The organism is Brachybacterium kimchii, assembly GCF_023373525.1.
Classification (GTDB): Bacteria; Actinomycetota; Actinomycetes; order Actinomycetales; family Dermabacteraceae; genus Brachybacterium; species Brachybacterium kimchii.
Window position 1 is genome coordinate 46,395 of the sequence record NZ_CP097218.1, and the last position, 25,467, is coordinate 71,861.

The 25,467-nt window shown below is 73.8% G+C and carries 19 protein-coding genes; 7 read left to right on the plus strand and 12 right to left on the minus strand.

The annotated features are described in order from the left end of the window. Nucleotides 1-8: 8 nt before the first annotated feature. Complete coding sequence (locus M4486_RS00265) at nucleotides 9-971, minus strand: nucleoside hydrolase (protein WP_249478992.1); 963 nt, start codon at nucleotides 969-971, stop codon at nucleotides 9-11. 212 nt (nucleotides 972-1,183) lie between these two features. Between M4486_RS00265 and M4486_RS00270 the strand changes: the two genes are divergently transcribed. From M4486_RS00270 to M4486_RS00280, 3 genes are all read left to right on the plus strand, one after another. Further along, nucleotides 1,184-1,705 carry a hypothetical protein gene (locus tag M4486_RS00270; protein WP_249478994.1) on the plus strand — a complete coding sequence of 174 codons (522 nt, stop codon included), beginning with the start codon at nucleotides 1,184-1,186 and terminating at the stop codon, nucleotides 1,703-1,705. After that, complete coding sequence (locus M4486_RS00275) at nucleotides 1,702-2,019, plus strand: winged helix-turn-helix domain-containing protein (RefSeq protein ID WP_249478995.1); 318 nt, start codon at nucleotides 1,702-1,704, stop codon at nucleotides 2,017-2,019. The genes M4486_RS00270 and M4486_RS00275 overlap by 4 nt, the downstream gene beginning before the upstream one ends. A gap of 140 nt (nucleotides 2,020-2,159) precedes the next feature. Next, nucleotides 2,160-2,708: a DUF805 domain-containing protein gene (locus tag M4486_RS00280; RefSeq protein ID WP_249478997.1), complete on the plus strand. Its 549-nt coding sequence runs from the start codon at nucleotides 2,160-2,162 to the stop codon at nucleotides 2,706-2,708. 15 nt (nucleotides 2,709-2,723) lie between these two features. On the opposite strand, the gene purQ is transcribed toward M4486_RS00280, so the two are convergent. Next, complete coding sequence (gene purQ, locus M4486_RS00285) at nucleotides 2,724-3,449, minus strand: phosphoribosylformylglycinamidine synthase subunit PurQ (RefSeq protein ID WP_249478999.1); 726 nt, start codon at nucleotides 3,447-3,449, stop codon at nucleotides 2,724-2,726. Then, entirely contained in the window at nucleotides 3,449-3,706 is a 258-nt protein-coding gene (gene purS, locus M4486_RS00290) for a phosphoribosylformylglycinamidine synthase subunit PurS (RefSeq protein ID WP_249479000.1), read from the minus strand. Before purS ends, purQ begins: the two co-directional genes overlap by 1 nt. Before the next feature lie 154 nt (nucleotides 3,707-3,860). On the opposite strand from purS, the gene M4486_RS00295 reads away from it, so the two are divergent. Further along, nucleotides 3,861-4,580 carry an MBL fold metallo-hydrolase gene (locus M4486_RS00295; protein ID WP_249479002.1) on the plus strand — a complete coding sequence of 240 codons (720 nt, stop codon included), beginning with the start codon at nucleotides 3,861-3,863 and terminating at the stop codon, nucleotides 4,578-4,580. Between the two features lie 59 nt (nucleotides 4,581-4,639). Here the strand turns inward: M4486_RS00295 and M4486_RS00300 are convergent, their stop codons facing one another. The 3 genes from M4486_RS00300 to purD form a co-directional block, all read right to left on the minus strand. Then, the gene (locus M4486_RS00300; protein ID WP_249479004.1) at nucleotides 4,640-6,844 is read right to left on the minus strand and encodes an HNH endonuclease; all 2,205 of its coding nucleotides are present in this window, start codon (nucleotides 6,842-6,844) and stop codon (nucleotides 4,640-4,642) included. 302 nt (nucleotides 6,845-7,146) lie between these two features. Beyond that, nucleotides 7,147-8,112: a phosphoribosylaminoimidazolesuccinocarboxamide synthase gene (locus M4486_RS00305; RefSeq protein WP_249479006.1), complete on the minus strand. Its 966-nt coding sequence runs from the start codon at nucleotides 8,110-8,112 to the stop codon at nucleotides 7,147-7,149. Further along, a complete protein-coding gene (purD, locus tag M4486_RS00310) occupies nucleotides 8,109-9,407 on the minus strand; it encodes a phosphoribosylamine--glycine ligase (protein ID WP_249479008.1) in 1,299 nt (432 codons plus the stop codon). Before purD ends, M4486_RS00305 begins: the two co-directional genes overlap by 4 nt. Before the next feature lie 74 nt (nucleotides 9,408-9,481). Between purD and truA the strand changes: the two genes are divergently transcribed. The 3 genes from truA to rpsI all read left to right on the plus strand — a co-directional run bounded on the left by truA (nucleotide 9,482) and on the right by rpsI (nucleotide 11,739). Continuing rightward, nucleotides 9,482-10,336 (plus strand): tRNA pseudouridine(38-40) synthase TruA, encoded by an 855-nt coding sequence (gene truA, locus M4486_RS00315; protein WP_249479009.1) that lies wholly within the window; start codon nucleotides 9,482-9,484, stop codon nucleotides 10,334-10,336. A 416-nt stretch (nucleotides 10,337-10,752) separates the two neighbouring features. Beyond that, the gene (rplM, locus tag M4486_RS00320; RefSeq protein ID WP_200501839.1) at nucleotides 10,753-11,196 is read left to right on the plus strand and encodes a 50S ribosomal protein L13; all 444 of its coding nucleotides are present in this window, start codon (nucleotides 10,753-10,755) and stop codon (nucleotides 11,194-11,196) included. A 51-nt stretch (nucleotides 11,197-11,247) separates the two neighbouring features. Continuing rightward, the gene (rpsI, locus tag M4486_RS00325; RefSeq protein WP_249479011.1) at nucleotides 11,248-11,739 is read left to right on the plus strand and encodes a 30S ribosomal protein S9; all 492 of its coding nucleotides are present in this window, start codon (nucleotides 11,248-11,250) and stop codon (nucleotides 11,737-11,739) included. A 128-nt stretch (nucleotides 11,740-11,867) separates the two neighbouring features. On the opposite strand, the gene M4486_RS00330 is transcribed toward rpsI, so the two are convergent. The 6 genes from M4486_RS00330 to M4486_RS00355 all read right to left on the minus strand — a co-directional run bounded on the left by M4486_RS00330 (nucleotide 11,868) and on the right by M4486_RS00355 (nucleotide 25,391). Next, nucleotides 11,868-12,593 carry a 4'-phosphopantetheinyl transferase family protein gene (locus M4486_RS00330; RefSeq protein ID WP_249479013.1) on the minus strand — a complete coding sequence of 242 codons (726 nt, stop codon included), beginning with the start codon at nucleotides 12,591-12,593 and terminating at the stop codon, nucleotides 11,868-11,870. Next, nucleotides 12,590-13,387, minus strand: coding sequence for an ABC transporter permease (locus M4486_RS00335; protein WP_249479014.1), 798 nt, complete (start codon nucleotides 13,385-13,387; stop codon nucleotides 12,590-12,592). Before M4486_RS00335 ends, M4486_RS00330 begins: the two co-directional genes overlap by 4 nt. Next, nucleotides 13,384-14,367, minus strand: coding sequence for an ATP-binding cassette domain-containing protein (locus tag M4486_RS00340; protein WP_249479015.1), 984 nt, complete (start codon nucleotides 14,365-14,367; stop codon nucleotides 13,384-13,386). The genes M4486_RS00335 and M4486_RS00340 overlap by 4 nt, the downstream gene beginning before the upstream one ends. After that, complete coding sequence (locus M4486_RS00345; protein ID WP_249479016.1) at nucleotides 14,364-14,579, minus strand: MbtH family protein; 216 nt, start codon at nucleotides 14,577-14,579, stop codon at nucleotides 14,364-14,366. The genes M4486_RS00340 and M4486_RS00345 overlap by 4 nt, the downstream gene beginning before the upstream one ends. Beyond that, complete coding sequence (locus tag M4486_RS00350) at nucleotides 14,576-25,117, minus strand: non-ribosomal peptide synthetase (RefSeq protein WP_249481181.1); 10,542 nt, start codon at nucleotides 25,115-25,117, stop codon at nucleotides 14,576-14,578. The genes M4486_RS00345 and M4486_RS00350 overlap by 4 nt, the downstream gene beginning before the upstream one ends. 61 nt (nucleotides 25,118-25,178) lie before the next feature. Then, nucleotides 25,179-25,391, minus strand: a complete 213-nt coding sequence (locus M4486_RS00355) for a hypothetical protein (RefSeq protein ID WP_152351827.1) — start codon at nucleotides 25,389-25,391, stop codon at nucleotides 25,179-25,181. Nucleotides 25,392-25,467: the final 76 nt, after the last annotated feature.

Below are 25,467 nucleotides of genomic sequence, written 5' to 3' on the forward strand. Positions count from 1 at the left end.
GGCGCAGTTCAGGCGCCGAAGCGCGCCCGGAGCACCGCCAGCAGGTGCGCGACGAAGCAGTCCGCGTCGACCTCGGTCATCACGTCGACGTTCGGCTCCCTGCCCCAGCGGCCCAGCCAGTCGCCGACGGTCTGGCCCCGGGTCAGCGTGCCCTCGAGCTCGACGTCGACGGCGAGCGGAGCCGTCCTCGCGAGCTCCGGCACGAGGGCGTGCGCCGCGACCAGCGGGTCGTGCACGTGCGCCATCCAGCCGAAGCCGTCGGCCTCGTGGAACTCGAAGTACCAGCGCAGCGCCTCGGCGAGGGCCGCGATCACCGGATGATCGGAGATCGCCCGCAGGGCGTCGAGGGTCTCCTGCGTGAAGCGCACCGACTCGGTCGCGTCGAGCGGCGCGAGCACGGGTCTCCGGGGCGCCGAGGAGAAGGCCGCGAGCACCCGCTGGGCGGCCTCGGGGTCCACGGCGATGTTCCACTCGGTGGTGGGCAGGGTGTTGCCGCGATGGTTGATCGCACCGCCCATGATGTGCAGGCGCGAGAGCAGCTGCGGCAGCTCGGGCTCGATCTCGAGGGCGAGCGCGAGGTTCGTGTGCGGGCCGAGGACCAGGCCGACGAGCGCTCCGGGACGCGCGCGTGCCGCGTCGACCCAGAGCTGCGCGCCGCTGCGGGGATCGGCCGAGCGGGTCGTCGCGGGCAGCTGCGCGTGGCCCATGCCGGTGGGGCCGTGGGTGTCCTCGGCCGTCATCAGCTCCTGCACGAGCGGTGCGTCGGCCCCGCGGGCCACCGGGGCATCGAGCCCGAGCATGTCGGCGAGCGCGAGATTGTTGTCGAGCACGTGCTCCGTGGTCACGTTCCCCGCCGTCGAGACGATGCCCGCGAACTCGACCTCCGGCCTGCTGGCCAGGTACGTCAGGGCGATGGCGTCGTCGATGCCGGTGTCGCAGTCGAGCAGGAGCGGGATGCGCGGGGAGGTCACCGGGTCATCGTACGGGCCGCCCCTCGGGGCCCCGGAACGGAGCCCCGAGGGGTGCGGAGACGGCACCCGCACAAGGGTCGGGTCTTCAGAAAGTACTTGACGAAATGGAAAGTACTTGATGTGATGTGTGCATCGGCGGTCGAGAGGCCCCGAGCGATGACGCCGCAGCCCCGACCCAGGGCGCGGGAGGACCACGACGAGAGGAACCCGCCATGAGCACCGCGAACGACAGGACCCCGGACCCCGTCCCGAGCGACGCGCCGGGCGCACCCGACGACCACCAGGCCCGCCGGCTCCTCGCCGAGGCCGAGGGGCGCTCCCGCACCCTCCCGGCCGCCATCCCGGCGGCCTTCATCACCTTCGGCATGCTGTGCGTGATCGGCGCCTTCGCGGTGATCGGCCTGCACCTGGCGGCGCTCGTGCCCGAGTCGACCGACTTCTCCCCGAACCTGCTCGTGCTCGTGTTCTCCCTGGTCTGGGTGGGCGTCGCGATTGTCCCGCTGTGGATCTTCCGCGACCGCTGGCGTCGCGGACTGGGGCGTCGCTGGGTCGCGCTGATGGCGGTCTGGGGCGTGCTCTGGATCGCCGGGATGATCCTCGCGACCACGACGCTCGCCTTCGTCATCGCCCCGCTGTTCTTCGTCCTGTTCGTCATCGCCGTCACCGGCGAGGCCGCGGCCCTCAAGACGCGCGGCCGCCGGGGAGCAGGGCGCGAGGAGGTGCAGGCGCGATGAGCGCGACCGCGAAGGACCACCCCCGCTTCCACCTCGAGTCCGAGCTCGCGCATCCGGTCCGGTTCTCGATCGTCGCGGCTCTCGCGCCCGTCGAGTCGATCGCCTTCGGCGAGCTGCGCGACGAGCTGCAGGTCAGTGACTCGGTGCTCTCCAAACAGATCACCGAGCTCGAAGGGGCGGGGTTCGTGAAGGCCGCGAAGGGATTCGTGGGCAAGCGTCCGCGCACCACCCTCTCGCTCACCAAGGACGGGCTGCGCCGCTGGCGCGATCACCTGGCGAACCTGAGGGCGATCGCGGGGCCGCCCGCGGAGTGACGCGGGGCCCGCGCCGACCGGGCCCCGGTCCCGGTCCGGATCCCGGTCCCCATACCGGGCCGATCGACCGCTGCCGGCGCCTGCTCCGCTAGGGTGCTGGGCAGCATGCTCGCAGCCCGTCCGAACCGGAGGATCGATCCGTGAACCGACCTGTCCCGAAGCGCGTCGCAGCGCAGCTCGACCGGCCCGTGCACGTGTCCGGACCGATCCGGGCGCTCTCGCGGATGGTGGGGAACTTCGCGACGTTCTCCGGGCGCGCGAGCCGCTCGGAGTTCTGGTGGGCCCAGCTCGCGGTGCTCCTGCTGTTCGTCATCCCCGTGCTGCTGTGCGTCATCGGGGGAGTGGTCGGCAGCGCGTGGGTCGAGCAGAAGGCGAAGGAGACGGAGGCGGGAGGAGAGCCCGCGTTCATGGGCCCCACTTTCGGGGACAGCCCGGGCATGGCGCTGGTGGTGTTCGGCGTGATGCTGGTGGTGATGCTCGTGATCGCCCTGATCGTGCCGAGCCTGTCCCTGCAGTGCCGGCGTCTGCGCGACGCCGGTTTCTCGGGCCTCTTCCTGCTGCTGAACCTGATCCCGTACCTCGGCCCGCTCGTCCTTCTCGTCTTCGCATTCCTGCCGAGCGCACCGGAGGGTGCACGGTACGACGTCCCGCAGCGACGAGCGGCGACGCAGGTCGCTGCGGGATCCTAAGCGCGATCGCGCAGGTCAGGCGACCAGCGACCCCAGCACCGAGGTGAAGAAGCGGCGCCCGTCGGTACCGGTGCGGGTGCCGCGGCCGGGCTCGTCGGGGCCGAAGCCAGGCTCGACCGCGTGCTCGGGATGCGGCATGAGGCCGACGACGTTCCCGCGCTCGTTGCGGACCCCGGCGATGTCGTGCCGGGAGCCGTTGGGGTTCTCCTCGAATCCCGCGGGCCCGTGCGTGGCGCCGGCGACGTAGCGGAAGACGACGCGGCCCTCCTCCTCGAGCTGGGCGAGGGTGCGCTCGTCGGCCACGTACTGGCCGTCCTGGTTCTTCAGCGGGATGCGGATGACCTCGCCCTCGGCGAACTCCGAGGTCCACGCGCTCGCCGTGCTCTCCACGCGCAGCGGCTGGTCGCGGCAGATGAAGGCGCGGTGGGCGTTCTTGATCATCGAGCCGGGCAGAAGGTGCGTCTCGCAGAGGATCTGGAAGCCGTTGCAGATGCCGAGGACCGGCATGCCGCCGTTCGCGGCGTCGACCACGCGGTCCATGACCGGGGCGAAGCGGCTGATGGCGCCCGCGCGCAGGTAGTCGCCGTAGGAGAAGCCCCCGGGCAGGACCACGGCGTCGACGTCCCGCAGGGAGTCCTCGCCGTGCCAGAGGGCGACGGGATCGCCGCCCACCTGCGCGATCGCGCGCAGCGCGTCGCGGTCGTCCAGAGTGCCCGGGAAGGTGACGACGCCGATGCGCATCAGGCCTGCTCCTCGACGGTCTCGACGGCGACGACGTCCTCGATGACGGGGTTCGACAGCAGCGTCTCGGCGGCCTCGCGCACCCGCGCGAGCGCGGCCTCGTCGGCCGGGCCCTCGAGCTCGAGCTCGAATCGCTTGCCCTGTCGCACGGAGGCGATCCGCTCGAAGCCCAGCCGGGGGAGCGCGGCGGCGACCGCCTTGCCCTGGGGGTCCAGGATCTCGGGCTTCGGCATGACGTGGACCACGACGCGTGGCATGGGTTCTCCTGTCGGGGTGGCGGGCTCCGGCGGACCAGCGAGAGCGCGCACGTGCGCGCCCGCGCGACGGTGTGCGAGCCTTCATCCTAGAGGCGCACGGACCGCGGATGCGCACGGTGTCCGCGGGGCGTCCGCCAGAACGTCGAAGGAGCGCATGATGAAGATCCGTCACCTGGGACATTCCTGCCTCGCGGTCGAGGCCGCGGGTCTGCGGCTGCTCGTGGACCCCGGGTCGTTCAGCGACCCGGACGCGGTGCTCGCCGCGGGGCCCTACGACGCGGTCGCCATCACCCACCAGCACGCCGACCATGTCGCGCCCGCGCTGCTCGCCCGCGTGCTCGAGGCCTCGCCCGAGGCTCGCGTGCTGGCGGAGCCGCAGACCGCGGCGGGGCTGCGCGGGGAGCGGGAGCTGCCGGGAGGGGCGTTCGAGGGTGCGCTCGGTGCCGATCAGCTGGTCGAGCTGCCCGCGGGAGCACTGGAGCGGGTCGGCGCGGTCGAGGTGGGGGCCGTCGGCGGGGAGCATGCGATCATCCACCCGGACATCCCTCGGGTCGGCAACTCGGGCCTCGTCATCTCCGCCCCGGGCGAGCCGCTGCTCGGCGTGACCGGTGATTCCCTCGAGGTGGTGCCGGAGTTCGCGGGCATCGACGTGCTCGCGTTCGCCGTGGTCGCCCCCTGGTCGAAGATGCAGGAGACCATCGACTTCCTGCGTGCGGTCCGTCCGGTGCTCGCGCTGCCGGTGCACGACAACGTCGTCAGCACGCAGGGTCGGACGATCTTCATCGCCCAGTCCACCAACCTCGCACCCGAGGGCACCGAGGTCCGCGACTGGCCGGAGGGTGAGCGAGTCGTGGAGGTCGCTGCCGCGGGGTGACGGGACCTCGGGGCGCGCCCGGGTCGCGGGGCGGGTGTCCTCGGCCGGCGTCGCGTCGTTCAGCCGGCGTCGCGTCGTCGGGCGCACGTGCTGGGCTCCGGAGCCGACGCGCTGGGCGCTCGGACCGACGAGCGGAGGCCTCCCAGGTCTTCGTCGGGCCGGCCGAGGGCGTCGAGCCGGTCGAACTCATCGAGGATGTCGAACTCGTCCCAGTCGACATCGCAGCCGGAGAAGGCTGGGCCGAAGGCGTCCATCGCTGCCTGGTGCATGCGGTCCTCGTCGGAGGCGGAGCGCCCCGCGCAGGGGTCGCGTGCGATGAGGTCCTCGACGGGCTCGAGCTCGGGCTCCTCGATGAGGAGGCGCAGGTGGGAGCGGCCTTTCCCGCGGGTCTGGCCGTCGACCGCGTCGCGATCGAACCAGGACCGGGGATCTGCGTCCAGCGCGTGCGCCTGCACGGCGGTCCGCGACATCGGAAGCCCGGTCTGGGCGCCGGGCGTCACGGTCGCCGTGGCGCCGAGGCGGGAGGTCCAGGTGACGCGGTGGCTGCCGTCCTCGGCGGGAACATGCTCGGCGCTGCCCAGCGTCTCCTTGGTCAGGTTGCAGTGCGCGCACAGCGCCTGCCCGTTGAGCGCGCTGGTCAGCCCGCCCTCGGCGTGGGGGCGGATGTGGTCCGCATGCCGGATCGAGGCGTCGCAGTACGGCCCGCCGCAGAGGATCTCGCGGATACGCATGTAGCGAGCGAGACCCTGTGGGAAGGCGCGTGAGCGCGACTCCATCGCCACCAGTTCACCCGTGGTGGGATGCGTGAACAGCCGGCGCAGCTCGTCGGCCATCCCCTCCTCGGCCTCCAGCAGCTGCAGCGCGCGCCGGTACCGCTCGCCGGGGCTGAGCCCGGCGGCACCGGTGCCGGAGCGGCCCGCGTCCGGATGCGAAGCGTCGGAGGGGGAGGGGAGGTCGTTCGACGGCTCCGTCGTCGACGAGCCCGACCCTGGTGGGCCCTGGGCCCGCAGATCCTCCGCGGGCGGGGCGCCCCGCGCCGCGCGCAGGTGCGCCGTGATCGCGTCGACCTGCTGCGTGCGGCGCTGCGCGGGCGTCTCGAGGTCCACGAGGTCCGCGATCGCGTCCGGCAGCGGGAGGTCCTCGTCGAGGGTCGGCTTCGCGGGCTCGGCCTGCGGCGGGTCGCCGAGCAGGGAGTGGTGCGCCCGCTCGCGTCGGGTATCGATGTCCTGGCCGAGCACGTGGTCGCGCACCTGGCCGGCGTCGATCACCCCGTAGCCCTCGATCGTCGCCGGCTCGCCGTGCGCGGGGGAGAAGAGCGCGCGCTCGGAGATGACGACGCCGATCTGCAGGGTCACGGGATCGACGGCGCCGTGGCGGCCCAGGATCGTGTCGGAGAGCAGATCGGCCATGAGCTGGCCGTGGGTGCGGTCCTCGCCGGCGGCGCGCATCTTCTCCGCCTCGAGGGACAGCCGCCGACGGATCGCCTGGCAGTCGAGTCCCGAGAGATGGGCCGTCACGGTGCCCATCCCGTGCGCTCCGGCGCGCACGGTCACGGATCGCTCCTGCTCGGCGCAACGGTGGCGGCGCGGAGCGCCCTGCGGGTCGAGGGTCTGTGCGAGCGCATCGACCTCCCGGGACCAGCGCGAGGTGCTCGCGCCCTCGAGGTCCGGCAGGTGCTGGTCAAGGACCTCGTCGACCTCTGAGCGGAGATCCGGCTGGACCGGACCGGCCGCACGACCGATCGCGTAGGCCGCCTCGGAGGTGATCGCACCGGACGCGAGGGCCTCGAACATGCGCGGCATCTCCCGGACCAGGCGCTCTCCGGCGCGCAGGCGGCGGGAGGCCAGGGCGGGGGAGATGCGCGATGCCATCCGGACTTCGTCGGCGGTGCGGCGGCCCTGGTCACGGGCGGGCGCGCCCTCGGCGATATCTTGACCGCGCACGGCCGTGTCGAGTGCCGTCATGGTCCGCATCTCGAGCGCGGAGAGCGCCGAGTGCGCGCGGTCGATCACGGACAGGACCTGCGAGAGCGCTGCGGCATCGAGGCCGGATCCGGCGCCCGTGAAGGACGCGTCGGTCGAGAGCGCGACCCGGCCGAGCGCGTCGGCGACGGCACCGAGGTCGAGGAGCTCGTCACGGATGGGAGAGTCCGCGTCGGCGGTCGACGGAGCACCAGCTGAGGGGACATCGGCAGAGGCGACAGGACGGGGATGCAGGAGGACCCGACCATCGGCCGTGACCGAAGCCGAGGTGGCGGTGGTCATCCCGCCGCTCCTCGGTGCCCGCGCGGTCGCCGCGCCCCGGTCTTCCTCGTCCATGCACCCATGCTCCTCGGGGGCACCGACATTCGAAGCGCTGAGGAGCCGGATGTGGAAAGTGAACTGGGTCACATTCCGGACGGGTGCCGAAGAGGAGCGACGAGGGAGGGCGAGGCGGTACGAGGCAGGAGGGAGCGAGCGCGGAACGAGCGGTGGAATCGAGGGAAGCGGAGCACGCGGGGCTGAGGAGGTGACGCGGGCCGGCGGCCCGAGGATTCAGACTCTCGCCACCCCACATCCCGCATGACTCATCCCTCGGGGTCGAACTCCCGCCCGGTCAGGCGCTCGAACGCCTCGATGTAGCGGTCGCGGGTCTGCGCGACCACGTCGGGCGGCAGCTCCGGAGGCTCCTGGCCCGAGGTCCGGTCCCAGCCCGAGGCGTCGGACGTCAGCCAGTCGCGCACGAACTGCTTGTCGAGGCTGGGCTGGGCGACGCCCTCGCGATAGGCGTCGGCCGACCAGAAGCGCGAGGAATCAGGGGTGAGCACCTCGTCTCCGAGCGTGAGCGTGCCGTCGGCCCGCGAGAAGCCGAACTCGAGCTTCGTGTCCGCGAGCAGGATCCCGCGCTCGGCAGCGATCTGCTGCGCGCGCACGTAGACGGCGCGCGTGAGCTCGTCCAGGCGGTCGACGAGGTCGCCGCCCAGGCGCTCACGTGCCTGGTCGACGGTGATGTTCTCGTCGTGCTCCCCCTGCTCGGCCTTGGTCGACGGGGTGAACAGGGGGCGCGGCAGGCGCGAGGCCTCCACGAGACCCGCGGGCAGCGTGTGGCCGCCGACGGCGCCGTCGCGCTCGTAGTCCGCGCGGCCCGAGCCCGTGAGATAGCCGCGCACCACGCACTCGAGCGGGATCATGTCGAGCGCCCGGCAGCGCAGCGCCCGGCCGCGCACCTGCTCGGGGACGTCATCGGCCGAGATCACATGGTTCGGGACGATGTCCGCCAGCTGCTCGAACCAGAACAGCGAGATGCCCGTGAGCACGCGTCCCTTGTCGGGGATGCCGGGGGCGAGGGAGAAGTCGTACGCGCTGATGCGGTCGGTCGCGACGACGAGCACTTCGCGGGCGCCCGCGAGGTCCTCGCCAGCGGGCACGTAGAGCTCGCGGACCTTGCCGCTCACCGCGTGGTCCCATCCCGGCAGGGCGGGGGCGGTGATCAGGGGCGCGGAGCGCGGCTCGCGGTCCGGGGCCGACGGGACGTCCGGGCTCGCCGGGCTCATGCCCCGGCCGCCTCTGACCCGGCCGCCTCATCCGCAGCTGCCTGCTGCGCGATGTCCGTGCGGTGGTGCGAGCCGGGGAGGTCGATCCGATCGATGCCCGCGTAGGCGAGCGTCCTCGCGGCCTCGAGGGTCGGGCCGACGCCGACGACCGAGAGCACGCGCCCGCCGGAGCTCACGAGGTGGCCCTCGGGGTCGACGTCGGTGCCGGCGTGGATCACGACGGCGCCCTGCGCGGCGGCCTCGTCGAAGCCGGAGATGTGGTCACCGGTGCGGGGCCGGCGGGGATAGCCGGGGGCCGCGAGGACCACTGTGACCGCGGCGTCGTCCGACCAGGTGGGCACGGCGACGGCGCTCAGGTCGCCGCGCGCGGCCGCGAGCAGCAGCTCGCCGAAGGGGCTGGTGAGGCGCTCGAGGACGACCTGCGTCTCGGGGTCGCCGAAGCGCGCGTTGAACTCGACCACGCGCACGCCGCGCGCGGTGAGCGCGAGGCCGCAGTAGAGGATGCCGACGAAGGGCGTGCCGCGCCGGGCGAGCTCGTCGATCGTGGGCTGGGCGACGGCGGCGACGACCTCGCGGGCGAGGTCCGCGTCCGCCCAGGGCAGGGGCGAGTAGGCGCCCATGCCGCCCGTGTTCGGGCCCTCGTCGCCGTCGAGGGCGCGCTTGAAGTCCTGCGCGGGGGCGAGCGGCACCACGCGCGTCCCGTCGCTCACGCAGAAGAGGGAGACCTCGGGGCCGTCGAGGTACTCCTCGACGACGACGGATCCGCCCGCGCCGATGACGGCGCGGCCGTGCGCGATCGCGTGCTCGATGTCGTCGGTGACCACGACGCCCTTGCCCGCGGCGAGGCCGTCGGCCTTCACCACGAAGGGCACGTCGCGCAGCGGGTTCACCCGGTCCAGGCCGGCGAGCACCGCGTCGCCGGAGGAGACGGACACGGAGCGGGCCGTGGGCACGGCCGCGGCCTCCATGATCTCCTTCGCCCAGGTCTTCGACCCCTCGAGGCGGGCCGCCTCGGCCGACGGCCCGAAGACGGCGATGCCGTCCTCGCGCAGCACGTCCGCGAGGCCCGCGACCAGCGGCGCCTCGGGTCCCACGACGACCAGGTCGACCGCGAGCTCGCGAGCGAGGGCCAGGAGGCCCTCGTGGTCGTCGAGCGCGACGTCGTGGCAGGTCGCGTGGTCGCCGATGCCGGGGTTCCCGGGAGCGGCGTGGAGGACCGGGGCAGGGGAGTCGCGGGAGAGGCGGCGCACGATGGCGTGCTCGCGGCCCCCGGAGCCGATGACGAGGATCTTCACGCGGCACACCCTACCGGCCGACCGGTGACCGGCCCGGGGCGGTGCCGGGGAGCGGGACGACTACGCTCGCTCCCATGCGTCTGCGCCTCGATCTCGCCTACGACGGCACCGACTTCCACGGATGGGCCGCCCAGCCCGGGCAGCGCACCGTGCAGGGAGTGCTCGAGGAGGCGCTGCAGCGCGTGACGCGCACCGACGTCCGGGTCACCGTCGCCGGACGCACCGACGCGGGGGTCCACGCCCGGGGCCAGGTCACCCACCTCGACCTCCCGGACCGGGCGGTCGCCGTGCTTCCCGGGCGCAGCGACCGCTCTCCCGCCGACGCCCTCGTCGCGCGACTGGGCGGCGTGCTGCCGGCGGATGTCGTCGTCCGCTCCGCGCGAGAGGTCCCCGAGGCCTTCGACGCGCGCTTCGGGGCGATCGCCCGGACGTACCGCTACCGCATCTCCGACGGGCCGCTCGTCCACGACCCGCTGCGGCGCGACGTGCTGCGCCATCGCCGCCCGCTCGACGTCAGCGCGATGGGGGAGGCGAGCGCCGCACTCCTGGGCGAGCACGACTTCCTGTCCTTCTGCCGCCCGCGCGAGGGCGCGACCACGATCCGCACCCTGCGCGAGCTGTCCTGGCAGCGCCCCGGCGAGGGCAGGCGCGACGAGCACCTGGTGGTCGCGACCGTGAGGGCCGACGCCTTCTGCCACCACATGGTCCGCTCCCTGGTGGGCGCGATGCTCGCCGTCGGCGAGGGCCGACGGGGCAGCGACCGTCCGCTCGAGATCCTGCGCGCCCGCACCCGCGAGGCCGCGACCCGCACGACGCCCGGCGCCGCCCCGATGGCGCCGCCGGAGGGGCTCACGCTCGAGAGCGTCGAGTACCCGGCCGACGGCGATCTCGCCGCGCAGGCGGAGGCGGCCCGGCGGCTGCGCGGGTGACGGCTCGGCGGCTGCCCGGGTGACGGCCCGGCGGCCGCGCGGGCGAGAGGTCGGAGTGGAATCGACCACAGCGAGCGTTCCCGCAGGTCGGCAGGCACGGGCGGCATTGACCGACCTCTGTCCGCCCGGCTATCATGACGAGTCGTCGTGCCCAGATGTGCACCCGAACCGCAGCCGAAGCTCACGCCGGCGCGAGCAGGGTTCCTCACACACATCGAGGGTCTCACCGTCAGCAGCGATCCGCGCTTCATCACCGCGGCCCGCGACCGACGGGCCGAGGTCCAGGCGCGACGAGACGGCCATGCTTTAACCGAAGGAAGCGTGTCCACGGTCCAGATCGAATCGTGCCCCCAGGGGCGTGCATCCGCGCGCCCCTGATCCATGCGGGGCACACACGACGAGAGAAGAAGGCACGAGTGCGTACGTTCACCCCGAAGCCCGACGATGTCGAGCGCTCCTGGTACGTCATCGACGCAACGGATGTCGTCCTCGGCCGGCTCGCTTCCCAGGCTGCTCAGCTCCTGCGGGGAAAGCACAAGCCGGTCTTCGCACCCCACGTGGATGCAGGCGACTTCGTCATCATCATCAACGCTGACAAGGTTGCCCTGACCGGCAACAAGCGCGAGGCCAAGCTGGCATACCGCCACTCCGGCTACCCGGGCGGCCTCCGCGCCATCCCCTACTCCGAGCTCCTCGAGACCTACCCCGAGCGCGCGGTCGAGAAGGCTGTCCGCGGGATGCTCCCGAAGAACAAGCTGGCGACCCAGCAGCTCAAGAAGCTCAAGGTCTACGCCGGCCCGGAGCACCCCCACAAGGCACAGCAGCCCACCGAATTCACCTTCGACCAGGTGGCGCAGTAAGCGGGCGCGCCCCGCGCTCGCCCTGCCGCACGGAACATACTGAGGAGAACCGTGACAGAGACCACCGAGACCGTCGAGACCCTCGACGAGACTCCGACCAACTTCACGACCGAGTCCACCGCTGAGGCGACTGTCGGCACCGGCCAGTCGATCACCGCACCCGGTGGCGGCACCGGTCGCCGCAAGCAGGCCGTCGCCCGCGTCCGCCTGGTGCCCGGCACCGGCACCTGGACCGTGAACGGCCGCAGCCTCGAGGAGTACTTCCCGAACAAGGTGCACCAGCAGGAGGTCAACGAGCCCTTCAAGGTGCTCGACCTCCAGGGCCGCTTCGACGTCGTCGCCCGCATCAACGGCGGCGGCGCCTCCGGCCAGGCCGGCGCCCTGCGCCTGGGCGTGGCCCGCGCGCTCAACGAGATCGACCGGGACAACAACCGTCCCGCGCTCAAGAAGGCCGGCTTCCTGAGCCGCGACGCCCGCGTCATCGAGCGCAAGAAGGCCGGTCTCAAGAAGGCCCGCAAGGCCCCGCAGTACTCGAAGCGCTGATCGACCCGATCACGTCTTCTCACAGGACCCCGGCACCGCATCGGTGCCGGGGTCCTGTGCGTCCGGCGACGGTGGACCGGTGCGGGCGAGAACGAGCCGCGCGTGCGGGGCAGTGCACCTGCGGCCGGTCATCGTGCCGCGGGCAGGAGCGGGCCGAGGTCGTGCGCGCGCATCGGCCGACGGCTGTCGGCGCTCGTCGCGAGCGCACAGGGGACCTCCCCGGGCAGGTCCTCGACGACGAGACCGAGGGTCGGGCGGGGAGAGCACTCGTGCACTGCCCACTGCCGCACGCCGCGCGTTAGGCGGGGCACGAGGCGGAGCCGGTGCGGATCGATGCGGAGGCCGACGCCCGCGGCCTTCAGGACGGCCTCCTTGCGGGTCCACAGATCCACGCGGGCCCGCGTACCAGCGGGTTCCGTGAGGTGCTCGTCCGGGTGCAGGACCGCGGCGTCGAAGCCGTCCCACAGCGTCCGCGGCAGCTCCTGGATGTCCACGCCGAGCGGAGGCGGTTCCTCCGCGCCGTCCTCGCACGCCGCCACGGCGACGAGGACATGCGGGCCGGAGGCGGATCCGGAGAGAGCGGCACCGGCTGTCCTGGGCCGGCCATGGGGTTCGCCGCACACGTCGCATGTGCGCTCGATCGGCAGCAGCGGCGCCTCCGCAGCTGGAGCGCCCAGCACGTGCGCGAGCAGAAGACGCAGCGCGACGCGACCGGCCAGGGTGCGCTCGGCATGGGCCCCTTGCCGTGCGCCCGCTGCGACGAGGTCCTCGGGCGCGGCGAGCGACGGCAGGCCGCCGAGGGGGAGCGCAGCCTCCGCGACGGCGCCGACCGTGGTCCCCAGCGTGGCGATCACCGACGGCCGATGCTCCGATAGCGCACGACCGCCAGGGGCGCGAACACCGCGATGAGGGCGACGCAGCACAGCGTCGCGTAGAGGGCGGGATGTTCCGCCGGCCAGCCGCCGGGCGCCACGAAGCCCGCAGGGGCCGAGTTCCCGAAGCCCTCTCGTGCGGCGGTCGCGACCGCCGTGACGGGGTTCCAGCGGGCAACGGCCTGCAGCGCGGAGGGGAGCATGTCGGCCGAGACGAACGCGCCCGAGACGAAGCACACGGGGAACAGCCACAGCAGGCCCACGCTCTGGGCGACCTCCACCGAGCGCGCCGTCAGGGCGATCAGCGCACCCACCCAGGAGACCGCGAAGGCGAACAGCATCAGCAGGGCGCAGGTGAGCAGGATCGAGCCGATCCCACTGGTGGGTCGCCAGCCGATGGCGAGCCCGCAGACGAGGATGACGAGGACCGAGATGGCACTCGTGGCGAGGTCCGAGACGGTCCTGCCCAGGATGACCCCGACGCGCGACATGGGCAGGGCGCGGAATCGGTCGATCAGGCCGGACTGCAGATCCTTCGCGAGGTACACCGCGGTGAACGACGAGTTGAAGGTGAGGGTCTGCGCGAGGATCCCGCCGATCAGGAACTCGCGGTACTGATCGCCGCCGAGCGCGCCACCGAACACGAAGGCGAGGATGAGCACGAAGAGGATCGGCTGCGCGATCCCGGTGACGAGGGCGCCCGGCGTGCGCCGCAGACCGATGAGGTTGCGCCGGGCGATGACCCCGCCGTCGCCGAGGGCTCTCAGGGCCCTCATCGTGCGGGCTCCGATTCCGGCGACCGCCGCGAGCCGCTCGGACGGCCGCCCGACTCCTGGTCCCCGGTCAGGGCGAGGAAGACCTCGTCGAGCGTGGGCTGTCGCAGGGACGCCTCCTCGACGTCGATGCCTGCTTCCTCGAGAGCGCGGAGCACGCGGCCGAGGCCGCCGACGCCCTCCTCCGTGCTCAGGGTGAGCCGATGCCCGCGGTCGTCCGCGTCGGCCTCGAGACCGTGCCGGGAGAGCGCCGTGCGGGCGGTGCGCACCTGGTCGACCCTCGTGCACGAGACGTCGATGCGCGAGCCCCCGGCGCGGGACTTGAGCTCCCTGGCCGACCCCTCCGCGACGATGCGGCCCCGGTCGATCACCGAGATCGAGTCGGCGAGCCGGTCCGCCTCCTCGAGGTACTGGGTGGTCAGCAGGACCGTCACCCCGTCCGCCGTGAGGGAGTCCACCGCATCCCACGTGTCGCGCCGCCCTCGCGGGTCCAGGCCCGTCGTGGGCTCGTCGAGGATGACCACCGGCGGGCGCGCGATCACCGCACCGGCGAGGTCGAGGCGTCGGCGCATGCCACCGGAGTACTGGCCGGCCAGCAGCGTGTCGGCGACGTCCTCGAGGCGGAAGTCGGCCAGCAGTCCCCGGGCCCGCTCGACGGCCGTGCGCCGGGGCATGCCGTAGAGCCGTGCCACCATCCGCAGGTTCTCGAAGCCGGTGAGGCGCTCGTCGACCGCGGCGTACTGGCCGGAGACGCCGAGACTGCGCCGCACGTCGTCGGGATGCGAACGCACGGAGCGGCCGGCGACGAGGGCGTCGCCGGCGTCCGGGGAGAGGAGCGTCGTCAGGACCCGCACGATCGTGGTCTTGCCCGCGCCGTTGGGCCCCAGCAGGCCGTGCACCGTGCCGGCGGGGACCTCGAGGTCGACGCCGTCCAGTGCCGTCCGCCCGCCGAACCGTTTGACGAGGCCGTGCAGGGCGATCACGAGGCCTCTCGCGCTCCGTCGTCGGACCGGGCGGGAGTGATGTCGGACCAGGAGGCCGAGACGTGGCCGAGGCAGTCGGCGCGCGAGCCGGGCCCGAAGACCGCGACCCAGCCGCGGGGGAGGTCCGCGGACTCGGGCCACAGCGAGTGCTGGCCGCGCTCGTTCACGAGAACTCGGAAGGTGCCGTCGGGGTCGTCGAAGGGGTTGGTCATCGTGCGCTTCCTCTGCCGTCGTCAGGTCGGGTTCGAGAGTGGTTCGGAGCGCTCGGCGATCCGGTTCGGTGCGATTCCGCGCCGGGGATGATCGAGTCGAGCCACGCCGCGACCTCGCGCGCCGCCGGATCGGACAGGAGATCGGAATGCCGTGAGGCGACCCGCTCGACGGTCACGGCCCCACGGACGTACGGAGCCCACGCCTCCGGTGCGGGTCGGCCCTGCGGCACCTGGGCGGTGGCCTCGATCAGCTCCAGGTCGCCGTCGACGACCGGCAGGGCGGCGTCGTCCAGGAGCGCCGCCACCTGCGGGAAGCGGGCCGCCATGCGCCGGGCCGCCGCGGCGGGGACGTTCCCCAGGGCATTGCCGGCCGCCCTGAGGGTCGCGAGGACGGTGGAGACGTCCAGTCGGCCCTCCGGTATCGGCGTCCCCTGGGCGTCGAGGAAGGCGCGCCAGCGCTCCTGCTCGTCGCGGACGCCGTGCAGCGCGTCCTGACCCGGGTAGGCGTCGAGGACCGCGAGGAGGGCGACCTCCTCGCCGGCGCTCTGCAGGCGGGCGGCGATCCGATGGGCGATGCGCCCTCCGAGCGAATACCCCAGCAGGTGGTACGGGCCGTGGCTCTGGACGGATCGGATGGCGCGCAGATAGTGGTCCAGCAGGTCGTCGAGGGTCTCGTCGGCGTCCGTCGCGTCGTCCCCGTCGGCCGACGGGGCGAGGCCCGGGAGCTGCAGTCCGATCACCGGCCGGGTCGTGCTCAGATGGGGCAGGAGACCGGAGAAGGCCCACGCGAGACCGCTGGCCGGATGGACGGCGAACAGCGGATCGCCCCGGCCGTCGGGCCGCAGCGGCAGCACGACGCCGAGCGCGTCGACCTCGGCCGCGTGCCCTGTGGCGGGCTCGGCGGCGTCGAGCGCCGCGGCGAGTCCCGCCACGGTCGGGGTGCGCAGGAGGGCGTGGATCGGGACCTCGCGCCCCAGCGCCCTGCCGATCGCCGCCGTCGCAGGACGGGCGACGAAGGAGTGCCCTCCCAGTGCGAAGAAGGAGTCGTCGGCCCGGACGTCCTCGACCTCCAGCACGTCGGCGAACGCCTCGGCGATCACGGTCTCGGTGCCCGGCCGCGGGGCGCGCCCCGCACCGACGGCGGACGTCGGCCCGGGAAGGGCGCGCGCGTCCACCTTCCCGTTCGACGTCAGCGGGATGTCCTGGATCGCAGTGATCGACGAGGGGAGCATGTACTCGGGCAGCCGCGCGGCGAGCGCCTGCTCGAGCCGGCCGCGCAGTCCGTCGGCCTCCACGCCGGGCGCCGGCACCACCCAGGCGGCGAGCGCGGTGCCGCGGGCGCCGTCGACCGTGCGCACGATCGCCTGCGCGACGGTGTGCTGCGCCGTGATGACGGCGGCGATCTCGCCGGGCTCGATCCGATGCCCGCGGATCTTCACCTGGTCGTCGATGCGCCCGAGGGCGATGACGGGCGCTCTGCGCCCCGGTTCCGCGTCCCGCACGGAGACGAGATCGCCGGTGCGGTACATGCGGCTGCCGTCCCCCGCGAACGGGTCCGCGACGAAGCGCCCGGCGGTCGCGGCCGGATCGCCCAGGTATCCGTCGGCGAGCTGAGGGCCGCTGAGCCAGAGCTCGCCGATGCTGCCGACGGGCACCGGACGCAGATCCGCGTCCAGGACCCGGGCGACGGTCCCGCAGGTGGGCGCTCCGAGGACGGGCCGCATGCTGTCGGCGAGGGGCGCGACCAGGGTGTCGACCCCTGCCTCGGTGGGCCCGTAGAGGTTCCACCCCTGGACCGCGCGGCGCTCGCGCACCCAGTCCCACAGGCCGGGGTCGACGGGCTCCCCGCCCAGCAGCAGGAGGAAGGGATCCTCCGGGTCCCCGCCATCGAGCAGGTCGGTGAGCCCGGTCTGCCCGCGCAGGGCGTCGACATGGCCCGGGGTGGCCTCCCAGGCGTCGATCCGCTCCCGCGCGAACAGGGCGACAAGGGCCTCGGGGTCCCTGCGCACGAGCTCGTCGACCACATGGACCTCGTGCCCCGCGACGCACCACAGGACGGGATCGAGCGAGGCGTCGAAGCCGACTCCCGTGGTGTGGGCGAGCCGCAGACGGCGGCGCGCGGGATCGGGCAGGAGGGTCGAGCGGTGGCTGGTCAGGAGTCGCGTGAGGGCGCGGTGGGGAACCCGGACGCCCTTCGGCGTCCCGGTGGTGCCCGAGGTGAAGATGATGTAGGCGCCGTCCTCGGGACCCGGCAGGTGCTGCGGAGGCTCCCCGGCGGGGAGGCCGTCGATCGTCAGGATGCGGTCGGCGTCGAGCCCCGACGCACGCGCGCTCGCCGCGGCGTCCTGCTCGTCCGCATGTCCGGTGTGCAGCAGAAGGCGTGGCGCCGATGCGCGCATCATGGCCATCACCCGCTCGGCGGGCAGGCCGATGTCGAGCGGGACCGCGACCCCGCCCGCCCTCCAGATGCCGAGCATCCCGGCGACGGAGTCGCTGCCGCGGCGCACGGCCAGAGCGACGCGGTCCCCGGTCCCGACTCCGGCGGCTCGGAGGCCTCCGGCGATCCCGTCGACGCGAGCGGCGAGCTCGGCGGTCGTCAGGGCTCGATCCGGGCCGACGAGCGCCGACGCGTCCGGGCGCGAGGCGGCGGAGTCCGCGAGAGCCGCGAGCACGCTCTGCGCGGGTGCCGTCGCGGGCCACGGAGTCAGAGGCGTCGACGGCGGCCCCGCGGGGACCCTGCCGACGCACGCCCCGGGGTCCCCGGCGATGCCGCCGAGGAAGGCGAGCCAGCGGTCGATGAGACCGCGAGCGGCCAGGTCGCTGAACAGCTCGGCGTCGTACTCGAGGATCCCTTCCATGCCGCCCTCGGCGTCCGGTCGGAGCGTGAACGAGAGGTCGACCTTGGCCGCGCCCGTCGTCTCGGGGGCGCCGCGGGTGACGGCGACGCCCGGCAGGTCCAGGACGGCCCCGTCCGTCTCCTCGAGGGAGAGCATGGTCTGGAACAGCGGATGGCGCCCGAAGCGGCGTGCAGGGGCCACGGCCTCGACGATGCGCTCGAAGGGGATGCCGTCGTCCTCCATCGCGGCCAGAGCGGCCTCGCGGGCGCGCCCCACCACGTCGCCGAACGTCATGGTCCCGTCGACCCGCATCCGGAGCGGAAGAGTGGTGACGAAGAACCCGACGAGGTCGGCGAGGTCGGGGTCGTCCCGCCCGGCGGAGGGCGCCCCGATCACGATGTCGTCGCCCGCGCCGATGCGCTGCAGATAGGAGACGAGCGCGGCGAGCCAGGTGTGGAAGCCGGTGCCGCCGGCAGCGCGTCCCTGATGCAGGAGAGGCGCGGCGACCTCGGCGGGGATCGTGAAGGTCCGGGAGTGCGCGGGACGGGTGCCTGCCTCTCCCCGCTGGCCGTCCGCAGGCAGGTCCAGCTCCTCGGGTGCGCCCGCGAGCCGATCCGCCCAGGCGGCGGGACGGGGGTCCCGCGCCGGGTCCTCGGCGTGGCGCATGCGCTGGTGACGGGCGTGATCGGCGAACTGCACGGTAAGGGGGCGGGTCGCCGAGCGCATGCCGCCGGAGCGGGCGCTGTAGGCCGTGGACAGGTCGCGCGTGAGCGGTCTCAGCGAGGCGCCGTCGGTCGCGATGTGGTGGATGGCGAGGGTCAGATGCCAGCGTTCGGCGCCCGTCCGCTCCAGCCCGGCGCGCAGGGGGATCCGCGCGGCGAGGTCGAATCCCGCGGTGACGTCGATCGGGCCGTCCTGGAGGATGCCGACGGGCGGGTCGAGGACGCGCTGGACTCCTCGGCCCTCCACCTCGGGGAAGACGGTGCGCAGGATCTCGTGGCGGGCCACGAGGTCGTCGATCGCACCGCCGAGCGCCTCGACGTCGAGGTCCCCCTCGAGGTCGCACTCGAGCAGCACCGTGTACTCGGCCGACGAGGGGTCGAGGCGGTGCAGGAACCACAGGCGCTCCTGGTCGGGGGAGAGCGGGAGCTCCTCGTCGCGAGGGCGCGGATGGTTCCGCACCCACTCCCGCAGCCGCCCCGACACGGCGGTGCCCTCACACGAGGACGGGGCATCGGACGAGTCCTGGTGCCGCGGGGTCACGCCCTCGGTCCCGGCCCCCTGCGCCCTCACGTCGGCCAACAGCTGAGCCGCGGTGGGGTGGTCGAAGACTGCACGCACGGGGAGCGCCGCGCCGAACTCCTCCCGGATCCTGCCGACGAGGCGGACGGCGAGGAGCGAGTGGCCCCCCAGCTCGAAGAAGTCCTCGTCCGGTCCGGGCTCCGTCACGGCGAGCACCTCCGCCAGCACGTGGCACATCCGCTGCTCGGCCTCGTCGCGAGGGCCGCGATGCGGGCCGGTGGACCGCTGGGGATCCGGGAGCGCCGGGACGTCGACCTTGCCGTTCGCGTTCAGGGGCAGCTCCGGGAGGACGAGCACGCTCGTCGGGACCATGTAGGCGGGCAGCTCGTCCCGGGCGCGCCGGTGCACCTCCTCCGGGTCGACCTCTCCGCTGACCCAGGCGGCGATCCGCTCCGTGCCCTCGCCGCCGGGTGCCACCACCCGGACGACGGCGGCGCGCACGCCGGCAGATCGCTCCAGGGCGCTCTCGACATCCCCGGTCTCGATGCGGTAGCCCCGCAGCTTGACCTGGTCGTCCGTGCGGCGCACGAAGCGCAGCGAGCCGTCGGCGCCACGGCGGACCACGTCGCCCGTGCGGTACATCCGCTCGCCGTCGCCGGTGGGGTCGGCGATGAAGCGGGAGGCGGTCTCCGCGGAGCGGCCGCGGTAGCCGTCGGCGAGGGTCGCGCCCGAGAGGTAGAGCTCCCCCTCGACTCCGGCGGGGACGGGACGCAGCAGATCGTCGAGCACGCGGATCGCGACCCCGTCGACGGGGCGCCCGAGGACCACGGCCCCGGAGCGGATCGGCGCGACCAGGGCGTCGACCGTGGCCTCGCTCGGGCCGTACAGGTTCCGCCCCTCGAGGACCTCGCTGCGGGCGATCAGGTCCCAGAGGGACGGAGGGACGGCCTCGCCGCCGAGCGCCAGGAGCAGGGAGCCGGACCCGCTGAGCACGGCGTCCTCGAGTCCGGCCTCGACGAGCCGCGTCGCGTACGAGGGGGTCGTCTCGAGCACGTCGATGCGCTCGCGGCCGATCGCGTCGAGGACCGCCTCGGCGTCGGCCTGGACGTCCTGGTCCGCCATGATCAGCGTGCTGCCGGCGACGAGCCAGAGGACCGGGTCCCAGGCGGCGTCGAAGGCGAGGCCCGAGACGTGCAGCATCCGGGGTGCTCGGCCCAGACGGTCCCGCAGGGGGCCGATGAGCGTCCTCTCGTGGTGACGCAGAAGGGTGCCGAGCGCGGCGTGCGAGACCTGCACGCCCTTGGGGTCGCCGGTCGTCCCGGAGGTGTGGACCAGGTAGGCGGTGTCCTCGATGCCCGGCTGCGCGGGCGCCGATCCGCCCGACGGCAGATCACCCGGCGCGAGGACGATCATCGTCGCGCCGGGGTCGGACGGGCCGTCGGGCACCTCCTGACGCAGGGCGCGGAACCGCGCGGGATCGCCGGTCAGCAGGACACGCGGGTCCGCCGAGTCCAGGACGCGTGCGAGGCGCGCATCGGGGTGGGAGGCGTCCAGCGGGACGGCGACGGCGCCGGCCCGGAGCACGCCGAGCAGGACGGCGATGGCGTCCCTGTCGCGAGGGAGGGCGAGAGCGACCCGGTCCCCCTGCGCGATCCCGATCCCGGCCAGTCCCGCTGCGATCTCCTCGACGCGCGCGAGCAGCTCCGCCGCCGTGAGCGCACCATGGGCGTCGACCAGCGCGGGATCCTGCGGCCGGGTCCGTGCGGCGGCGGCGAGACGCTCCAGGATCGTGAGCGGCGCGCCGTGCTCCGGGCCGCGGTCGCGCGCCGTCAGGGCGCGCAGCTCGGCGGGCGAGGCCGTGGGCAGATCGCCCAGGCGGGTCGACGGGTCCGTCACGAGCTGTGCGAGCACGCGCTCCAGCGAGTCGCGCATCCTCTCGACGGTGGAGGCGTCGAACAGTGCCCGGTCGAAGCCGAGCGCCACGGTGAGCGGGCCGTCCTCGCCCTCCGGGGCGGTGACGTCGATCAGGAGATCGGCCTTGACCCCCGAGCTCGTGGAGGGCGCGGGGACGTCGACGTCGACGCCCGGCAGGTCGAGCCGGGCCATCGGCGCGTTCTGGAGCGTCAGCAGCACCTGCACGAGAGGAGGGCGGTCTGGGCTCCGCGGAGGGCGGACGGCGTCGACGACGGCGTCGAAGGGGAGGTCCTGGTGCGCGTACGCGTCGGTGTTCGCGGCGCGGACGCGCTCGAGGAGCTCGTCGAGGCGCGGGTCGCCGTGCAGCGAGGTGCGCAGCGCGACGGTGTTCACGAAGAATCCGACGAGGTCCTCCAGCCGGGCGTCGCCGCGCCCGGCGACAGGGGTCCCGAGCACCACGTCATCGCCGGTCCCGTGCTGATGCAGCGCCGCGGCCAGGGCCGTGTGCAGCACGATGAACAGGCTGGTGCGGTGCGCGGCGGCGAGCTCGCGCACGGCGGCGTGGCGCCGAGGGGACAGGTCGAGGCGGATCTCGCCGACGCCCTGCTGGGCCGTGTCCCCCGGGTTCGCGGCCCCGCGGGGGCGATCGCGCGGCAGGGAGATCTCCGGAGGCGCGCCCGCGAGGGTCCGCTCCCAGAACGCCGTGAGGATCGCCCGCTGGCTGTGGGGGTCCTCGGCGTCGCCGAGCCGGTCCTGATGCCAGACGGCAGCATCCGCGAAGTCCACGGGGAGCGGCTGCAGGTGGGGAGCCCGTCCCTCGTGCCGCGCCGCGTACGCGTCGCCGAGGTCACGGGCGAACGGGGACAGGGACCAGCCGTCGGTCGCGATGTGATGCATCGTGATCACGAGGGTCGCGCGGTCCGCGGCGGAGCGCAGCAGCACGGCGCGCAGCGGGATCTCCCGGGTGAGATCGAAGGGACGCCGGGTCTCCGTCGCGATCACGGCGTCCACCCGGGCGGGCGGCACCTCGATGCAGAGGAGGGGCGAGGGCACCTGATCGGCGGGGAGGATCCGCTGGACGGGTTCGCCGTGCTCCGCGGGCAGGAGGGTGCGCAGGGGCTCGTGGCGGGAGATCACGTCGTCGAGGGCCGCCCGCAGAGCGCCGACGTCGAGGGCTCCTTCGAGGTGCAGCACGATCGGGACCGCGTAGGCGGCCGAGTCGGGCTCCAGCTGGTGGAGGAACCACAGGCGGCGCTGGTTGGGGGAGGCCGGGACCGGATCGGGGCGTGCGCCGCGCTCGGGGCGCGGGGGGACGGCCGCGCCGGGGGAGTCCTGCAGGGTGCGGGCGAGGGCGGCGACCGTCGGATGCTCGAAGACGTCCCGCACGGTGACCGCCCGATCGAGGTCGGCGCTGAGCCGGGAGGCGAGCCTCGTGGCCAGCAGCGAGTGGCCGCCGGCGGCGAAGAAGTCCTCGTCGACGCCGATGTCGGTGCGCTCCAGGACGGCGCCGAAGCCGGCGGCCACGGCGCGCTCGGCGGCGGACCGGGGAGGACGGGAGACGCCGCCGCCGGTGACCGTGGCCGGATCGGGCAGGCCGGAGCGGTCGATCTTCCCGTTGGCCGTCGCCGGGAGCCGGGGCAGCGCCAGGACCACCGCGGGCACCATGTAGTCGGGAAGGTGCTCGCGCAGAGCACCGCGGATCGACTCCGCCGCCTCGGCTCCCTCACCGGCGGCGGCGCCGGGGCCGGCCGAGGATCCGGTCCCGCCGGTCGACACGTAGCCGATGAGCCGCGCGGACGGTCCTTCCCCGCGGACGATCGCCGCGGCGGCCACGACGCCCTCCTGCCGGCGCAGAGCGGCCTCGACCTCGTCCAGCTCGACCCTGTAGCCGCGGATCTTCACCTGGTCGTCGGTGCGTCCGAGGAACCTCAGCGTGCCGTCATGGCGGCGCCTGACCCGGTCGCCCGTGCGGTACATCCGGGAGCCGTCGGCGGCGAAGGGGTCGGCGACGAAGCGCTGGGCGTCCAGGTCCGGTCGGCCGATGTATCCCCGGGCGACCCCGTGCCCCGCCAGATACAGCTCGCCCACCCCACGGTCGGGGACCGGGGACAGCGCGGCGTCGAGGACGTAGTGGCGGCTGCCGGCCACGGAAGCGCCGAGATGCGGGCGGCGGCCGGTCGCGATGGGGGCGACCATGCTGTCCACCGTCGACTCGGTGGGCCCGTAGAGGTTCACGGCATGCACGTCGTCACGGGCCGCGAGAGCGGCCCAGAGCTGCTCGCCCACGGCCTCGCCGCCCAGGGCGATCTCGCTCGGCCGGTGCTCGCGCTCCAGCATCCCGGCGTCGATCAGCGCCTCGGCGAAGGAGGGGGTGGTCTCGAGAGCATCGATCCGCTCCCGGTCCAGGAGGGCGGCGAGGCGCTCGGGGTCCCGGCGGGTCTCGTCGTCGACGATGTGGAGCTCATGGCCGGAGATCAGCCACAGCAGCGGGTCCCACGAGGCGTCGAAGGAGAGCCCGGCGGTGTGGGCGGCGCGCACGGGCCGCCCGAGCCGCTGGGAGGCAGGGTCGTGCCACGTGCGTCGATGGTGCTCGTGCAGGGCATGCAGGGACATGTGCTCGACGGCGACCCCTTTCGGGCGCCCGGTGCTGCCCGACGTGAAGATGACGTAGGCGAGGTCGTCCGGGCCGATCGCAGGAAGGGGCGTCGAATCCTCCGCCCGCCGGCACCAGGTCGCGGTGTCGGTGTCGATCACAGTGGTCGGGACGTCGAACGCGGCCCCGTCCTCCCGGTCGCGGGCCAGCTGCTGCGACGTCGTCAGCAGCGCGGCGGGCTCGGCATCGCTGATCATGTCCGCCACCCGGCCGACGGGGTAGGCGGGGTCCAGGGGCATGAAGGCGCCCCCTGCCCGCAGGATGCCCAGGACCAGCACTGGGAGCTCGACCGTGCGGCCGATCCTCACGGCCACCCGATCGCCCGGACGGACGCCCTCGCGGACCAGATGGCGCGCCATCAGCGTCGCGCGAACGTCGAGCTCGCGGAAGCTGAGCTCGCCATCGGGTGCGGTGACCGCGAGCTGCTCGCCGCGGGCGCGCAGGGTCGCGGCGGCGGAGTCCAGGAGGGTCCCCGGGGACACGGGGTCCCGGGAGCCTCTGCCCCCGTCCAGGAGCCGCTCCCGCTCGGCGGCGCCGACCACCGGCGCGGCGGCGACGGTCGTCGCGGCGGGCGCCTCGAGAGCGGCGTCGATCAGACGGAGGATCCGGTCCCCGTGCCTCGACAGGGACTCGACCGTGTGCAGGTCGACGTCGCCCTCCATCCGCAGCACGGGGTCGGAGGCCTCGCTGCGGGGATCGCCGAGAACGATGGACAGATCCCGCACGGGGCCGGTCGAGAGGATGTGCACCGTTCCCCGCGCGCTCCCGAACCGGAGTTCGTCGATGACGGGCAGCAGGTTCACCGAGGGACCGGGATCGGCCGGCGCATCGTCGATGTTCTCGACGCGGAAGCGCTGGTGGGCGACCGCGTCGCGGACGATCCGCCCCGTTCCGGAGACCACGGTCGCCAGGGTGTCGGAGGGCGATACCGGGATCCGCAGCGGCAGGACGCTGGAGAGCATCGAGGGAGTGGTCCGGGCGATCCGTCCCCGCCGGGCGGTGACGGGCAGCCCGACGGGGACGACCTCGGCCCCCGTCATCCGGGACAGGTAGACGGCGACCGAGGCGATGAGCGTCTTGGGCAGCTCCCGATCGAGTCGAGCCAGGCGGCGTGCGCGCTCGGAGCCGAGGGGCACGTCGATCCGGACCACGTCGCGGGCGATGCCGTCGGAACGGCCCTCGAGACCCACCGGGGGCGCCTCGCGGGCGATCGCCCGCTCCCAGTGCTCGGCGTCGGCCGCGTGCTGGTCGGAGGCCTCGTAGTCGCGCAGCTCCCGGTGGAGGTCCCCCAGGGCGGGCAGAGGCGAGGGGAAGCTCGCCCCGACGCGGGCGAGCGCCGGTGCGAGCGCCCGGGGGACGTGCGTCCCGGGGACGAGGCGGGCCAGCCTCGAGTAGGCCCCGGCGATGTAGCGCAGGGCGACCACGGCCGAGTAGCCGTCGATCAGCACGTGGTGGACGCGCAGGAAGAAGAGCGACCGGCGCTCGCCGACGACGAACAGGGTCGCCCCCAGCAGGTCCCCGCCGTCCATGCCGCGGGCGGTGGACATCTCGCGGTCCATGATCGCGTGCGCGATCTCCTCCGCCTCGTGGCGCGGCAGGTGCGAGAGATCGCGGACCTCCACGAGATGCTCACCGGGTCGCGGCCGACGGATCTCTCCGAACGGCCCGTCCTCGTCCTCCAGGATCCGCATGCTCAGCGCGTCGAGGTCCGCGGCCGCCTTCACCAGGGCGATGTTCAGCAGGAGGGGGTCGATGGGGCCCTCGAGGTCGAGGTACTGCCCGATCTGGAACGAGGGGTTCTCCGGATCCAGCTTCTGCGCGTACCAGATGCCGCGCTGGGCCGGAGTGAGCGGGATCCGCTCCGGTGACTCGGGGGCGATGTTCCTGCGCATCCTCACAGGGGCGTGCTCCTCGTGACGCTGTGGGAGTGTGTCGACGTGCCCGGTGCTCCGCTCACTGCTGGAACTGGCCCAGCTGGAGCGTCTCGAGCAGACCGTCGATATCGATGAGGGGCCCGTCGATCAGAGGCCCCTGGACGAGGGAGCTCGACGCAGCGGTCTCGTCGGGCGCGGTCTCCTCGGCGTTCGCAGCGGGCACGGCGAGGCCCATGCCCACGAGCGCGAGGACCGCAGCGGTGAGGGTGGTGCGACGGAAACGGTGGAACATGAGCGGTGCCTCCTCGGCGTCGGGATCCGGTCCTGGCCCGCGCGGCGGCGCCGCGCCGGACACCACGGGTTCGGAA

Coding starts and splice junctions, on each gene's coding strand:
- M4486_RS00270 (WP_249478994.1), top strand. CDS start 1,184: ATGAGCACCGCGAACGACAGGACCCCGGACCCCGTCCCGAGCGACGCG.
- M4486_RS00275 (WP_249478995.1), top strand. CDS start 1,702: ATGAGCGCGACCGCGAAGGACCACCCCCGCTTCCACCTCGAGTCCGAG.
- purQ (WP_249478999.1), bottom strand. CDS start 3,449: ATGCGCATCGGCGTCGTCACCTTCCCGGGCACTCTGGACGACCGCGAC.
- purS (WP_249479000.1), bottom strand. CDS start 3,706: ATGCCACGCGTCGTGGTCCACGTCATGCCGAAGCCCGAGATCCTGGAC.
- M4486_RS00295 (WP_249479002.1), top strand. CDS start 3,861: ATGATGAAGATCCGTCACCTGGGACATTCCTGCCTCGCGGTCGAGGCC.
- M4486_RS00300 (WP_249479004.1), bottom strand. CDS start 6,844: ATGACCACCGCCACCTCGGCTTCGGTCACGGCCGATGGTCGGGTCCTC.
- M4486_RS00305 (WP_249479006.1), bottom strand. CDS start 8,112: ATGAGCCCGGCGAGCCCGGACGTCCCGTCGGCCCCGGACCGCGAGCCG.
- truA (WP_249479009.1), top strand. CDS start 9,482: ATGCGTCTGCGCCTCGATCTCGCCTACGACGGCACCGACTTCCACGGA.
- M4486_RS00335 (WP_249479014.1), bottom strand. CDS start 13,387: ATGAGGGCCCTGAGAGCCCTCGGCGACGGCGGGGTCATCGCCCGGCGC.
- M4486_RS00345 (WP_249479016.1), bottom strand. CDS start 14,579: ATGACCAACCCCTTCGACGACCCCGACGGCACCTTCCGAGTTCTCGTG.
- M4486_RS00350 (WP_249481181.1), bottom strand. CDS start 25,117: ATGCGCAGGAACATCGCCCCCGAGTCACCGGAGCGGATCCCGCTCACT.
- M4486_RS00355 (WP_152351827.1), bottom strand. CDS start 25,391: ATGTTCCACCGTTTCCGTCGCACCACCCTCACCGCTGCGGTCCTCGCG.